This is a genomic window from Cobetia sp. LC6, assembly GCF_030264805.1.
Taxonomy (GTDB): domain Bacteria; phylum Pseudomonadota; class Gammaproteobacteria; order Pseudomonadales; family Halomonadaceae; genus Cobetia.
Genome location: NZ_JASSPL010000006.1, coordinates 111,579 through 125,773 on the forward strand (window position 1 = coordinate 111,579; position 14,195 = coordinate 125,773).

Genomic DNA, 14,195 nt, shown 5'->3' on the forward strand with positions numbered 1-14,195 from the left:
GCGTTTCTGTGCCTGGCCCTGCTTCCCCTCGACACGGCTGTCGCAGACGACCTCTTCTATGCACCGCCCCCGCCAGCGAGGACTCTGAGCCCTTCAGCGGCCAGGCCGAGCTGGGGTTCACCAAGCTGTCGGGCAACTCGAACAGCGAGACCCTGCTGGGCAAGACCAGCCTGTCCTGGCACCTCAAGCCCTGGACCCACACCTTCCGGGTGGAGGCCAAGCACGTCTCCAGCAGTGGCGAGACCACGACCGACAAGTACCTGGTCGGCCAGCGCGAGCGCTATGACCTCAGCGATGACCACTACGCCTTCGGGCTGCTGCGCTGGGAGAAGGAACGCTTCTCCGGCTACAACCACCAGGTCACCTCCATCGTCGGTGAAGGCGTCACGGTACTGGATGGCCCCGAGCACAACCTATCCCTCGAGGCCGGGCCGGGGTATCGGTTCGATGACATCACGGCGGGGGATCACGAGAACTACCTGCTGGGCTATGGCGCGATGGACTACCGCTGGCAGCTGTCCGATACCTCCAAGTTCGAGCAGCAGTTCTCGGCAGAGGCCACGCGCGAGAACGTGATCAGTCGCAGCTATACCGCGCTGACGGTCGCCATCAATGCAAGCCTTGCCCTGAAGCTCTCGCATGAGATCGAGAACAACACCAATCCGCCCGACGAGTCGGATGCCAAGACCGACACCACCACGGCGGCCTCCATCCTCTACAGCTTCTGAGCAAAGGCCTGGCGCCTGCCCGCACGGGTGCCAGTCGCGGGTGGTTCGTGGCTCATGACTGAAAGCATCCACCAACAAAAAGCCCTCGCCGGAATCTCCGACGAGGGCTTTTTCATTTCCTGCGTCGCTCAAGCGACGCCGCCAACCGGCCATTCGACCGCTGACGCTTAACCGTAGACCTGATCCGTGCTGGTCAGCGGGTAGTGCGCCGGGTACGGCTTGCGCGCGACACCGGAATCGATGGCCGCCTGGGCCACGGCTGCAGGCAGACGCTCGAGCAGACGCGAGTCCATCGGCGTCGGGATGATGTAACCCGGGCCGAATTCAAGGCTGTCGATCTCGTAGGCATCCAGCACATCCTGGCTGACCGGCTCACGCGCCAGATCTTTCAGAGCGTGAACGGCGGCAAGCTTCATCTCTTCATTGATGCGCGTCGCACGCACATCCAGCGCGCCACGGAAGATGAACGGGAAGCCCAGCACGTTGTTGACCTGGTTCGGGTAGTCAGAGCGACCTGTCGCCATGATGACATCCGGGCGTGCTTCGCGAGCGGTATCCGGGTGAATCTCCGGGTCCGGGTTGGAGCAGGCGAAGACGATCGGATTGGCGGACATCTTCTTGAGCTGCTCTGCCTTGAGCAGGTTCGGGCCGGACAGACCGACGAAGACATCGGCGCCATCGATGGCGTCGTCCAGCGTGCGCAGCTCGGTCTCGGTGGCGAACATCGCCTTGTACTGGTTCAGGTCGTCACGGCCACTGTGGATCACGCCCTTGCGGTCGAGCATGAAGATGTTCTCGACCTTGGCACCACTGGCGACCAGCAGCTTCATGCAGGCGATGGCGGCAGCGCCGGCACCCAGGCAGACGATGCGCGCGTCTTCCAGCTTCTTGCCGGCGATATCCAGGGCGTTGAGCATGCCGGCCGCGGTGACGATGGCGGTACCGTGCTGGTCGTCATGGAAGACCGGGATGTTGCACTGCTCGATCAGCGCCTGCTCGACCTCGAAGCACTCCGGTGCCTTGATGTCTTCCAGGTTGATGCCACCGTAGGTGGTGTGGATGCGACGCACGGTGTCGATGAAGGCCTGCGGGCTTTCCGCATCCACTTCGACATCGACGGAGTTGATGCCAGCGAAGCGCTTGAACAGCACGCCCTTGCCTTCCATGACCGGCTTGGAAGCCAGCGGGCCCAGGTTGCCCAGGCCAAGGATGGCAGTCCCGTCAGAGATGACCGCGACCAGGTTGCCCTTGCCGGTGTACAGGTAGGCGTTTTCCGGGTCGGCGGCGATTTCGCGGCACGGCTCGGCAACACCCGGGCTGTAGGCCAGCGCCAGGTGCTTGGCGGTCTCGGTCGGCTTGGTCAGCTCGATGGAGAGCTTCCCGGGAATCGGTTCGGCGTGATATTGCAGTGCTGCTTTCTTCATGGCATCAGACATGCGTGTCATCCGGTATTTTGGCGGGGGGTTGGCTGCTCCAGAATATAGAAAAAGACACCTCTGAACAACCGACGCAACTTGCTGTTATGCATGACTTTAAAACGACTGTTTAAAAAATGTTTTAGCCATTCGTCTAACGTTATGGATGCCCTGTCCAGCCATAAACCTTTCCTTATCACTGACAGGATTTCGTGTCGATTTCGACCCTTGTTGACGCCACGATTCGCGCAAGATCCTCGATTTTCGACCGCTCACCGACGCAACCCACCATTCCGGCGCGCTTGATGCAGAGGCAGAGCAGAAAAAGTGCCAGATCGGAAACAATCTTTCCCTTCAGCAAGCGCAGCGCAGGGGTGACATCTTCGCAAGGGCATCTCGAATCAGCTGTCGTGGTCGCGGCCCTCTTCAGAGCGGCCTGAACGACAGGCACAAAAAAACCCGCTCGTGAGCGGGTTTTTCGTCCATGACGCTGCAAGATGCGCAGCGCCATGAAAGCGACAAGCAGCTGAAGGTATCAGCGCTTGATGGCAGCACCGAAACGCTTGTTGAAGCGCTCGACGCGACCACCGGTGGTAGCCTGCTTCTGCTTGCCGGTGTAGAACGGGTGGCACTCGGAGCACACGTCAAGCGCGAAAGTCTGCTTGGAAGTGGTACCGATTTCGTGCTGCGCGCCGCAGGAGCAAGTTGCGGTCTGGCGCTGGTAGTCCGGATGGATACCCTGTTTCATGATGTGTAACCTCAGGTCGCTGTGCACCGCCACCTGATCACTTGCCAGGCACCGTACACGGGTTTTGGATTGAACCGGTCATTCCGCCGTTTCCGACGGAAGGCCGCGCATTTTACCAGTCATCTGCCGCAAGACCAAACTTTGTGCCGTTTATCGCGGGCAACACCTTGTAGACTGCGTGCCACGGCATATCCCCGTTTTACTGAACGCCTCATATCACCTCATATCCGGATACCTTGCGTGCCTGACACTACCGACAAGACTGCGACTCACCTGCCGGGACGTGTGCTGGGCATCGCGATTCCCGGCCCGCTGCGCGATCTGTTCGACTACCTGCCATCCCGCCAGCCGCCCCGCCACGGCTGGCAGGTGGGCCTGCGCGTGCGCGTCGAATTCGGGCGTCGCCAGCTGGTCGGGGTGATCGCCGAGCTGCGCAGCGACTCAAGTTTCCCCATCGACAAGCTCAAGCCTGTCAGCGAAGTCATCGATGACGAACCGCTGCCGGCCGACTGGTTGTGGATATGTCAGTTTACCGCGCGCTATTACCAGCACTCGCTCGGCGATACCTTCGCCCAGGCGATGCCCTCGCTGCTGCGTCAGGGGCGCGCCCTGGAGGCGCGTACCCGTGAGCGCTGGACGCTGACCGACAAGGGCCGCGCCACCGAGCCGGCAAGCCTGGGGCGAGCCACCCGCCAGATCGCGTTGCTGGAGCTGCTCGCTCAGCATCGTCATGGCCTGGTGCACAGCGCCATCACCGCCCAGGGATTCACCCGCCAGCAGCTGGAAACCCTGCGCGGTCGCGGCTACATCGAATCCCGCGAGGAGCCGGTGACCGGCGCCACGCCGGAGCAGGCCAGCAAGGGCGTGCTCGCCGAACCCAACCTTGTCCTCAATGATGAACAGGGCCGCGCCCTCTCGCGTCTGCACGACGGTCTGAGTCAATTCTCACCCACACTGCTGGAGGGCGTGACCGGCTCCGGCAAGACCGAGGTCTACCTGCAGCTGATCGAGGCGGTGCTGGACCGCGGCGGCCAGGCACTGGTGCTGGTGCCCGAGATCGGCCTGACACCCCAGACGCTGGAGCGCTTTCGCAGACGCTTCCGTGTGCCGCAGGTGATGCTGCACTCCGGCGTCAGCGATGGCGAACGCCTCGATGGCTTCGAAGCCGCCCGCAGCGGCCGGGCGCGCATCGTGATCGGCACCCGCTCCGCCATCTTCACGCCGATGGCCAGACTCGGCGTGATCATCGTCGATGAGGAGCACGACGGCTCCTTCAAGCAACAGGACGGCCTGCGCTATCACGCCCGCGATCTGGCGCTGGTGCGCGGCAAGCAGGAAGGCATACCAGTGGTGCTCGGCAGCGCCACGCCGTCTCTTGAGAGCCTGCGCCATGCACGCGAGGGGCGCTTCACGCATCTGCATCTGCTCAAGCGCGCCGGACGCAGTCAGCCGGCCCGCCTGCACCCCGTCGACCTGCGTGGCCGCATGACGCTGGGCGGTCTCTCGACCCAGAGTCTGGAAGCGATCGAGAAGCGCCTCGCCCAGGGCGATCAGGTGCTGGTATTCATCAATCGACGCGGCTTCGCGCCGACCCTGACCTGCCATGCCTGCGGCTGGATCGCCGAATGCGACAACTGCGATGCCCGCATGACTCTGCATCGTCATCCGCCCCAGCTGACCTGCCACCACTGCGAGCGCACCCGCCCGCTGCCGGACGCCTGCCCGGCCTGTGGCAGTGGCGACGTTCGCCCGCAGGGTGCGGGCACCGAGCGTACCGAAGAGCTGCTCGGCGAGAAATTCCCCGACGTGCCGGTGCTGCGCATCGACCGCGACAGCACCCAGCGCAAGGACGCCATGAGCGAGGCGCTGGCGGTGATCCGGCGTGGTGAACCCTGCCTGCTGGTCGGCACCCAGATGCTGGCCAAGGGCCACCACTTCCCCCACGTCACCCTGGTGGTGGTGGTCAACGCCGACAGCGGCCTCTATGCCGCCGACTTCCGCGCACTTGAGCAGTCCGCACAGCTGCTGGTGCAGGTCGCGGGGCGTGCCGGACGCGCCGAGCGCCCCGGTGAGGTATTGATCCAGACGCGCCACCCGGAAGACCCCAACCTGCTGACGCTGATCCAGGCAGGCTACCCGCAGCTGGCGGAGGAGTTGCTCGAGGAGCGCCGCATCGCCCAGCTACCGCCGTTCAGCCATCTGGCGCTGCTGCGCGCCGAGGCCAGCGACCAGCAGCAGGTCGAGCAGTGGCTGTTGAAGGTGGGTGGCGCCCTGCGCCAGCACCTCGAGGCTGCCAACCTCAAGGTGGATTGCCTCGGTCCGGTGCCCGCGCCGATGGAGCGTCGCCAGAATCGCTATCACGCCCAATTGCTGTTGCGTTGTGCGAAACGCGGCCCATTGCATGAAGCGGCGGCCTGGCTGGTGACACTCTGCGAGCAGGACCGCGACGCGCGCCGCCTGCGCTGGTCGCTGGATGTCGATCCCATCGGCATGGCGTGAGTTCATCGTCAGCGGCGTGACAGCCCCGCACGCCGCTTGCGATGAACTGACCACTATCCCTGCAGGGCGCGGAATACGGCGCGATTGATCACGACGGTTTATGCAAGCCCCAGGATCGGTGATAATGCCCGCCATCGTGCAGCGACATCCGCACTCCCCCATTGCCCGCAGGCCTGATGCCTGCAACCGCCTGCTGTATGGCACGCGGTGCGACCCGAGCCGTGAAGAGACCGATATTCCATGAAAGAGACGATCATCGAACTGCTGGGCCAGGCCCTGGAAACCCTCAAGGCCGACGGCACCCTGCCCGCCGACGCCAGCCCGCAGATCAAGGTCGACCCGACCAAGGACAAGAGCCACGGCGACTACGCCAGCAATCTGGCGATGATGACGTCCAAGGCCGCCGGCATGAAGCCGCGCGATCTGGCCGAGAAGCTGATCGCGGCGCTGCCGGCCTCCGATGCCGTCTCCAAGGTCGAGATCGCCGGCCCCGGCTTCCTGAACTTCTTCGCTGACACTGGTGCGGTAGCCGACATCGTGCGTCGCATCTTCAGCGAAAGCGACAGCTTCGGTCACAGCGACGTGGGTGCCGGCGAGAAGGTGCAGGTCGAGTTCGTCTCCGCCAACCCGACCGGTCCGCTGCACGTCGGTCACGGCCGCGGTGCCGCAGTCGGCGACGTGCTGTGCCGCCTGCTGGCCGCCACCGGCCACGATGTCACCCGCGAGTTCTACTACAACGACGCCGGCGCCCAGATCAACAATCTGGCACTCTCCGTCCAGGCACGCGCCAAGGGCCTGGGCCCGGATGACGCCAGCTGGCCGGCCGATGGCTATCGCGGTGACTACATCAGCGAACTGGCCGCCTCCTACATGGCCGGCGACACCGTCGAAGCCGATGGCAAGCAGGTGACCGGCGCCGCGGACCCCGATGACCTGGAGGCCATCCGCGTCTTCGCCGTCGCCTACCTGCGCCATGAACAGGATCTCGATCTCAAGGCCTTCGGCGTCGAATTCGATGTCTACTTCCTCGAGTCCTCGCTATACCGTGACGGCAAGGTCGAAGAGACCGTCAAGCGCCTGGTCGACAACGGCTACACCTATGAAGACGATGGTGCCCTGTGGCTGCGCACCACCGACTTCGGTGATGACAAGGACCGCGTGATGCGCAAGCGTGACGGCGGTTACACCTACTTCCTGCCCGACGTCGCCTACCACCTCGACAAGTGGCAGCGTGGCTTCACCCAGGTCATCAACGAGCAGGGTGCCGATCACCACTCCACCGTGACCCGCGTGCGTGCCGGACTGCAGGCCCTGCAGGCGGACATCCCCAAGGGCTGGCCGGACTACGTGCTTCACCAGATGGTCACCGTGATGCGCTCCGGCGAGGAAGTGAAGCTGTCCAAGCGTGCCGGCAGCTACGTGACCCTGCGCGATCTGATCGAGGAAGTCGGCCGCGACGCGACCCGCTACTTCCTGGCAGCACGTCGCGCCGACTCCCAGCTGACCTTCGACATCGACCTGGCGCGCTCCCAGTCCAACGACAACCCGGTCTACTACATCCAGTACGCTCACGCCCGCGTGCACAGCGTGCTGCGCAAGGCCAAGCGCGAAGAAAAGCCCTTCGACGAAGCCCTGGCCATGGCGCAGCTCAGCCTGCTGACCAGCGACCAGGAAAAGGCCGTGATGAATCGCATGGCGCAGTTCCCGGACGTCGTCGCCCACGCCGCCAAGGTGCGCGAGCCGCAGCAGGTCGCCCAGTACCTGCAGGACCTCTCCTCCGACTTCCACACCTGCTACAACGCGGTGAAGGTGATGGTCGAGGACGACGCGACCCGCAATGCGCGCATGGCGCTGGGTCTGGCGACCGCACAGGTCATCCGCAACGGCCTGGCCCTGCTGGGTGTCAGCGCTCCCGAGGAGATGTAAGCCATGGCTGCTCGCCGCCCCGCCAACAAGAAGCCCGCCTCCCGTCAGGGGGCGAGCCCCCGTCGGCAACCCGCTGCAAGCCAGAGCCGTGGACTGCCCGGCTGGCTGTGGGGCATCATCGGTCTGATCGCCGGCTTCGCTCTCGCGCAGTACTTCGAGAAACAGGCTCCGCGTCTGCCGGTCGCGGCCATCGTTCCCAAGGCCAACACTCAGCAGAGCGGGCAGCAGAACGGACAACAGAGCGGGCAGCAGACCGCCAGACAGGGCAACCAGCAGCAGAAGGAAGCCCCCGAAGAGTCCGCCGGCAACATGCCGACCTTCGAGTTCTACACCCTGCTGCCGGAAACCGAGGTGATCGCGCCCAAGGTGGATGAGTACAAGTCCACGCCGCGTCCGGGCAGCGCCGAGAGCACCAAGAAGTCCGAGGCCTCGCTGACCAACTACATGTTGCAGGCGGCGTCCTTCCGCGAGATGAGCGATGCCAGGAAGCTGGCCGGCAAGCTCAAGGACCTTGGCCTGCTGGCCAAGGTCAGTGACGTCAATGCCTCCGGCGGCACTGTCTGGCACCGGGTGCAGGTCGGCCCCTACAAGGACACCCGCGAGCTCAATCGCGCCCAGGACCTGATGAACACCCAGGGCATCGAGCCCTTGTTGATCAAGCTGCAGTAAGCCAGGCGTGAGCCTTGCGACAGACGGGCCCGCTCATTTTTGAGCGGGCCCGTTGCATGAGGGCGCAGACCAGGGCCGGTCGCAGTCAACGCTGAGTCGCCGATGACTTGAAACCCGTATCGGCGCCCCCATCTACAGCATTCCGGTGAGATATCAGGCCCGCGTGCCGCCCGTCAGGCGGCGCAGGATCGCGGCAAGCAGTGGCAAGCGCCAGGCTGACGATCACCACCCGTTTTACGCGACGAGGCCACGACCTCGTCTGCCCAGAAATGCCATGCCCGGCCCCGTTCACCTTATTCCAATCGCCGGCATGCTCTCTCAGGAGTTATCCATGACCACGATCGTCTCCGTGCGTCGCAACGGCCAGGTCGCCCTGGCTGGTGACGGCCAGGTATCCCTTGGCAACACTGTCATGAAAGGCAACGCCGCCAAGGTGCGTCGTCTGTATCGCAATCAGGTACTGGCCGGTTTCGCCGGTGGTACCGCCGATGCCTTCACGCTGTTCGAACGCTTCGAAGCTCAGCTCGAGAAGTATCAGGGCCAGCTGGTGAAGTCCGCCGTGGAGCTTGCCAAGGAGTGGCGCTCAGACCGCGCCCTGCGCAAGCTTGAGGCCATGCTGGTGGTCGCCGACAAGCATGCCTCCCTGATCATCACCGGCAATGGTGACGTGGTCGAGCCCGAGCACGGCGTGCTGGCCATCGGCTCCGGCGGCAACTACGCCGAGGCCGCTGCCCGCGCCCTGATCGAGAATACCGAGCTTTCCGCCCGCGAGATCACCGAGAAGTCCATCTCCATCGCGGCCGATATCTGCGTCTTCACCAACCACAATGCCATCATCGAGGAGCTGTCCTGAGATGTCCCAGATGACCCCGAAGGAAATCGTCAACGCCCTCGACCAGCACATCGTCGGCCAACCTGAAGCCAAGCGCGCCGTGGCAGTTGCCATGCGCAACCGCTGGCGCCGCATGCAGCTCGATGACGATCTGCGTCCGGAAGTCACGCCGAAGAACATCCTGATGATCGGCCCGACCGGTGTCGGCAAGACCGAGATCGCCCGTCGCCTGGCCAAGCTGGCCGGCGCGCCCTTCCTCAAGATCGAGGCGACCAAGTTCACCGAGGTCGGCTACGTCGGCCGTGACGTGGAATCCATCATCCGCGACCTGGTCGAGGTCGCGATGAAGCTGGTGCGCGAAGACGCCATGAAGGAAGTGCGCGACAAGGCCGAAGATGCCGCCGAAGAGCGCATCCTCGACGCCCTGCTGCCGCGTGTGCGTGGCGAAGAGTACGACGCTGCCGCCAACAACAGCAGCACGCGCCAGATGTTCCGCAAGAAGCTGCGCGAAGGTCAGCTGGATGACAAGGAAATCGATATCGAGCTGAGCCCGGCCAGCCAGAGTCTCGATTTCGCCACCCCGCCGGGGATGGAAGAGATGACCAGCCAGCTGCAGTCCATGTTCTCCAACATGGGCAAGCAGCAGAAAGAGAGCCGTCGCATCACCGTCAAGGAAGCGCTCAAGCTGGTTCACGAGGAAGAAGCGGCCAGAATGGTCAGCGATGAAGACCTCAAGAGCCGTGCCATCGAGGCCGTCGAACAGAACGGCATCGTCTTCCTCGACGAGATCGACAAGGTCGCCAAGCGTGGCGAATCCGGCAGTGGCGGCGATGTGTCCCGTGAGGGCGTGCAACGCGATCTGCTGCCGCTGATCGAAGGCTCCACCGTCTCCACCAAGCACGGCATGGTCAAGACCGACCACATCCTGTTCATCGCCTCCGGTGCCTTCCACCTGTCCAAGCCGTCGGACATGATTCCGGAGCTGCAGGGCCGTCTGCCGATCCGTGTCGAGCTCAACGCTCTGACGCCGGAAGACTTCAAGCGCATCCTGACCGAGCCGTCCGCCGCCCTGATCCGTCAATACAAGGCCTTGCTGGCGACCGAAGGCGTCGAGCTGAGCTTCGCGGACGATGCCATCGAGCGCATCGCCCAGATCGCCTACCAGGTCAACGAAGGCACCGAGAACATCGGCGCCCGCCGTCTGCACACCGTGATGGAGCGTCTGCTGGAAGAGATCTCCTACGAGGGTGGCGATCAGCCCGGTGAACTCAAGGTCGATGCCGCCTACGTCGATGCCCGTCTGGGTGATCTGGCGCGTGATGAAGACCTGTCGCGCTACATCCTCTGACGACACGCTCACGCGCCTGACAGCCCCTCATGGAAGCCAGCTCCGTTCCTGAGGGGACTTCTGACGCCCGATCCGGCTTGGCCCGGATCGGGCGTCAGTGCATCATGCGCACAAGACACATCGACCGGCCAAGCGCCGCGCTCGACGCCTATCTGCCTTCGCCATGCCGCCCTGCGCCACCGCGCGGCATGCAAGCCCGAGGATCCCCCGATGAGCCACGATACCCCCAGGGACGCCGCCGCGTCCCACGACGCTGATAGCAGCGGCCAGCAGCGCGACTACCGCCTCAACGAGCGCCATGCCCGTGATGGCGAAGAGGCCCCGGTACCGACGCGCGTGCACTACCACAAGTCAGAGCGCGAACTGGAACTGGGCTACGCCGATGGCCAGAGCTTCCGCCTGAGCACCGAATTCCTGCGCGTGATGTCGCCGTCGGCGGAAGTGCGTGGCCACGGCGTCGGCCAGGAAACCCTGCAGGTCGGCATGCGCTACGTCGGGCTGACCAACATCACCCAGAGCGGCCGCTACGCGCTGAAGCTGCACTTCGATGATGGCCATGACAGCGGCCTGTATACCTGGGAATACCTGTGGGAACTGGCCAATCGCCGCGACGCCATGTGGGCCTACTACCTGCGCCAGCTGGAAGAGGCCGGCGCCTCGCGCGAGCCACTGGGCATTCCGCTTAACCAGCTGTAAGCCACTGTTGCCACTGGGCGCGGCAAGATGTCCGAGTCGACGTCTTGCCAAAAGACAGCCCGCTGGCCAGCGGTTACAATCGAGCCACTGCGAAAGCTCACCATATTGTGCTGACGTCGCCACGGCGGCGTCACAACAGGGGAAGTCATGGACAAGCGTACGACTCACTTCGGTTATCAGGAAGTTGCCGTGGACGAGAAGGCAGGCCGCGTCGCGGACGTCTTCCACAGTGTCGCCGCCAAGTACGACGTGATGAATGACCTGATGTCGTTCGGCATCCACCGTCTGTGGAAGCGCATCACCCTGGAGCGTGCCGGCGCCCGCCCCGGCCAGTCGGTGCTGGACATCGCCGGCGGCACCGGTGACCTGACGCTGAAGTTCTCGCGTCTGGTCGGCCCGAAAGGCCGCGTGGTGCTCGCCGACATCAATGCCTCGATGCTCAACGTCGGCCGCGACAAGCTGCTCGACCGTGGCGTCGGCGGCAACGTCGAATACGTGCAGGCCAACGCCGAAGTCCTGCCCTTCCCGGACAACACCTTCGACATCATCACCATCGCCTTCGGGCTGCGCAACGTCACCGACCAGGCCAAGGCCCTGCGCTCCATGCAACGCATCCTCAAGCCGGGCGGCCGTCTGCTGGTGCTGGAATTCTCCAAGCCGGTCAATCCGCTGCTCTCCACCGCCTATGACCAGTACAGCTTCCGGCTACTGCCGAAGATGGGCGAGATGGTCGCCGGCGACGCCGACTCCTACCGCTACCTGGCCGAGTCCATCCGCATGCACCCCGACCAGAAGACGCTGGCCGGCATGATGGAAGAGGCCGGTCTCGAGCGCGTCGAGTACACCAACCTGACGGGCGGCATCGTCGCGTTGCACCGCGGTATCAAGCTCTGAGGCTGTCATGGCATTGCTGACCCCCCTGCTGTTGGCGACCGCTGAGCGGACGCTGAATCAGCTGCTTGCTCGCGACCCGGCCTCGACGTCGCGCCTGAATGCACTGGCAGGCCGACGCCTGCTGGTGCGTGTCGAACGCCCCGCCTTTGACCTGCTGGTGCATTTCGACCTGCAGGGCCTGCACCTGTTGCGCCTGCCCCAGGCCAACGAGAGCGATGGCGATGTGGTGGTGGAGCTCGACATGGAGACCGCCGCCGCCCTGCTGTCCGGTGAATCCATCGAGCGTCTGATGTTCGAGGGCCGCCTCGCCGTGCGTGGCCGCATCCATCTGCTGGAAAGCGCCCGTGACCTGGTGATGGACCTCGACCTGGACTGGGAAGGCGCGCTCAGTGAGTGGTTCGGCGAAGCCCCCGGCCATAGCCTGGCCAACGGCCTGCGCAGCCTCGGGCGCTTCGGCCTGATCAGCCGCCGCGAGCTGGAGCTGGACCTGCGCGAGTACCTCACCGAGGAGGCGCGCTGGCTGCCCGGCCAGGCGCAGATGCGGGTCGCGCGCGACGAGCTGACCGAGCTGACCCAGTGTCTGGATCGCACCGAAGCGCGTCTGGCGCGGCTGCGCCGTCATCTCGAGGCCGCCACCTCTCATCAACCTGCCGAGCGGGAGTGCCAGCCGTCGTGAGACTCTATCGCCTGCTGAGCATCCTGTGGGTCATCGCCCGCTACCGCCTCGACGACCTGGTGCCACCGGGGCGCGTACCGGCCCTGCTGCGCCCGCTGCTCAAGCTGTCTCCGCTGCATCTGTTCCCCATCGGCAGACGCACGCGTGGCGAGCGTCTGCGCCTGGCGCTCGAGGCCCTCGGCCCGATCTTCATCAAGTTCGGCCAGATGCTCTCGACACGCCGCGACCTGCTGCCGCCGGACATCGCCGACGAACTCAAGCGCCTGCAGGATCAGGTGCCGCCGTTCGAGAACCAGGTCGCACGGGAGCTGGTCGAGCAGGAACTCGAGATGTCGGTCGACGAAGCCTTCGCCGAATTCGAGGCCCAGCCCCTGGCGTCGGCCTCCATCGCTCAGGTACATGCCGCACGCCTGCACGATGGCTCGGATGTGGTGGTCAAGGTCATCCGGCCGCGCATCGAGGAAGTGATGCGCAAGGACATCGGCCTGCTCTACCTGTTCGCGCGACTGTTGATGAAGGTCTCGCCGGAAGCCCGTCGCCTGCGCCCGGTCGAAGTCGTCGCCGACTACGAAGCGACGCTGTTCGACGAGCTCGACATGCACAAGGAGGCCGCCAACACCTCCCAGCTCAAGCGCAACTTCCTCGACTCGCCGTTGCTCTACGTCCCGGCCATCCACTGGCCACTGACGCGCCGCCGCGTGATGGTGCAGGAACGTATCCGCGGCATCCCGGTCGCCGATATCGAGGAGCTGACCGCGCAGGGCACCGACCTCAGGAAGCTGGCCGAGCGCGGCGTGGAGATCTTCTTCACCCAGGTATTCCGCGACAACTTCTTCCACGCCGACATGCACCCCGGCAACATCTTCGTCTCGCGCGAGAACCCGCACGACCCGCAGTTCATCGCCATCGACTGCGGCATCGTCGGCAGCCTGACCCGCGAGGACCAGGACTATCTGGCCCGCAACCTGCTGGCCTTCTTCCGCCAGGATTACTACGAGGTCGCGGCGCTGCACATCGAGTCCGGCTGGGTCGGCGAAGGCACGCGCGCCAACGAATTCGCCGCCGCCATCCGCGCCGTCTGCGAACCGATTCTCGAGAAGCCGCTCAAGGACATCAGCTTCGGCCAGGTCCTGCTGGGGCTGTTCCAGACCGCGCGCCGCTTCAACATGGAAGTCCAGCCACAGCTGGTGTTGTTGCAGAAGACCCTGCTCAACATCGAGGGCCTCGGCCGCCAGCTGTATCCGGACCTCGACCTGTGGGCCACCGCCCGCCCCTATCTGGAACGCTGGATGAAAGAGCGCGCCGGCCCCAAGGCGTTCTGGGCCGAGATGGTCAAGCAGGCACCGGAGCTGTCGCATCAGCTGCCACAGCTGCCGGCGATGGCCTTCCAGGCCATGGAACGCATCGAGGACGAGCATCGCGCCCGTCAGCGTCAGACAGAGGCCATCACCACACTGCGCGACCGGGTCAACCACGCTTCGAGCACCAGCTGGCGACTGCGTGCGGGCCTGCTGCTGGTGGCCGGTGCCTTCGGCTGGCAGCCCCTGATGGCCTGGGCGGAGACCCAGCCCGTGGCAGTACTGGTGGGCGCGGGACTGGGAATCGTGTTATTGCTGTGGCGCTAGCCCGCAGGCAGTCATGATGGCCGGTCTGGCCCGGCGCGCAACGAAACTTGCCGCCCCATGGGACGCAGTGCAATATGAATGACACATAACACTTGCATCCTTAGTCGCCTGCCCACGCCGTGCCGTTTGCCGTGCAAGG

At 64.6% G+C, this 14,195-nt stretch carries 13 protein-coding genes; 10 read left to right on the forward strand and 3 right to left on the reverse strand.

The features are described from left to right. Positions 1-8 precede the first annotated feature (8 nt). Positions 9-728, forward strand: a complete 720-nt coding sequence (locus QQF40_RS09240) for a DUF481 domain-containing protein (protein ID WP_285461148.1) — start codon at positions 9-11, stop codon at positions 726-728. Between the two features lie 167 nt (positions 729-895). Here QQF40_RS09240 and QQF40_RS09245 read toward each other — a convergent pair whose 3' ends face one another. The 3 genes from QQF40_RS09245 to rpmE all read right to left on the reverse strand — a co-directional run bounded on the left by QQF40_RS09245 (position 896) and on the right by rpmE (position 2,891). Then, a complete protein-coding gene (locus tag QQF40_RS09245) occupies positions 896-2,164 on the reverse strand; it encodes a malic enzyme-like NAD(P)-binding protein (protein ID WP_043333076.1) in 1,269 nt (422 codons plus the stop codon). Between the two features lie 175 nt (positions 2,165-2,339). Continuing rightward, positions 2,340-2,654, reverse strand: coding sequence for a hypothetical protein (locus QQF40_RS09250; protein ID WP_175089642.1), 315 nt, complete (start codon positions 2,652-2,654; stop codon positions 2,340-2,342). 24 nt (positions 2,655-2,678) lie between these two features. Beyond that, a complete protein-coding gene (rpmE, locus tag QQF40_RS09255; RefSeq protein WP_054556509.1) occupies positions 2,679-2,891 on the reverse strand; it encodes a 50S ribosomal protein L31 in 213 nt (70 codons plus the stop codon). A gap of 240 nt (positions 2,892-3,131) precedes the next feature. Between rpmE and QQF40_RS09260 the strand changes: the two genes are divergently transcribed. The 9 genes from QQF40_RS09260 to ubiB all read left to right on the forward strand — a co-directional run bounded on the left by QQF40_RS09260 (position 3,132) and on the right by ubiB (position 14,056). Further along, the gene (locus QQF40_RS09260; protein ID WP_285461149.1) at positions 3,132-5,390 is read left to right on the forward strand and encodes a primosomal protein N'; all 2,259 of its coding nucleotides are present in this window, start codon (positions 3,132-3,134) and stop codon (positions 5,388-5,390) included. A 240-nt stretch (positions 5,391-5,630) separates the two neighbouring features. Then, positions 5,631-7,316 (forward strand): arginine--tRNA ligase, encoded by a 1,686-nt coding sequence (gene argS / locus QQF40_RS09265; protein WP_285461150.1) that lies wholly within the window; start codon positions 5,631-5,633, stop codon positions 7,314-7,316. A gap of 3 nt (positions 7,317-7,319) precedes the next feature. Further along, a complete protein-coding gene (locus tag QQF40_RS09270; protein WP_175089644.1) occupies positions 7,320-7,985 on the forward strand; it encodes an SPOR domain-containing protein in 666 nt (221 codons plus the stop codon). A gap of 331 nt (positions 7,986-8,316) precedes the next feature. Beyond that, complete coding sequence (gene hslV / locus QQF40_RS09275; RefSeq protein WP_043332970.1) at positions 8,317-8,838, forward strand: ATP-dependent protease subunit HslV; 522 nt, start codon at positions 8,317-8,319, stop codon at positions 8,836-8,838. Between the two features lies 1 nt (position 8,839). Continuing rightward, positions 8,840-10,165, forward strand: coding sequence for an ATP-dependent protease ATPase subunit HslU (gene hslU / locus QQF40_RS09280; RefSeq protein WP_043332972.1), 1,326 nt, complete (start codon positions 8,840-8,842; stop codon positions 10,163-10,165). A gap of 336 nt (positions 10,166-10,501) precedes the next feature. After that, complete coding sequence (locus tag QQF40_RS09285; RefSeq protein ID WP_043333080.1) at positions 10,502-10,861, forward strand: gamma-butyrobetaine hydroxylase family protein; 360 nt, start codon at positions 10,502-10,504, stop codon at positions 10,859-10,861. A 147-nt stretch (positions 10,862-11,008) separates the two neighbouring features. Continuing rightward, positions 11,009-11,755, forward strand: a complete 747-nt coding sequence (ubiE, locus tag QQF40_RS09290) for a bifunctional demethylmenaquinone methyltransferase/2-methoxy-6-polyprenyl-1,4-benzoquinol methylase UbiE (RefSeq protein ID WP_285461151.1) — start codon at positions 11,009-11,011, stop codon at positions 11,753-11,755. A 7-nt stretch (positions 11,756-11,762) separates the two neighbouring features. Then, the gene (locus tag QQF40_RS09295; protein WP_175089647.1) at positions 11,763-12,431 is read left to right on the forward strand and encodes a ubiquinone biosynthesis accessory factor UbiJ; all 669 of its coding nucleotides are present in this window, start codon (positions 11,763-11,765) and stop codon (positions 12,429-12,431) included. Beyond that, complete coding sequence (gene ubiB / locus QQF40_RS09300; RefSeq protein WP_285461152.1) at positions 12,428-14,056, forward strand: ubiquinone biosynthesis regulatory protein kinase UbiB; 1,629 nt, start codon at positions 12,428-12,430, stop codon at positions 14,054-14,056. The genes QQF40_RS09295 and ubiB overlap by 4 nt, the downstream gene beginning before the upstream one ends. Positions 14,057-14,195 lie beyond the last annotated feature (139 nt).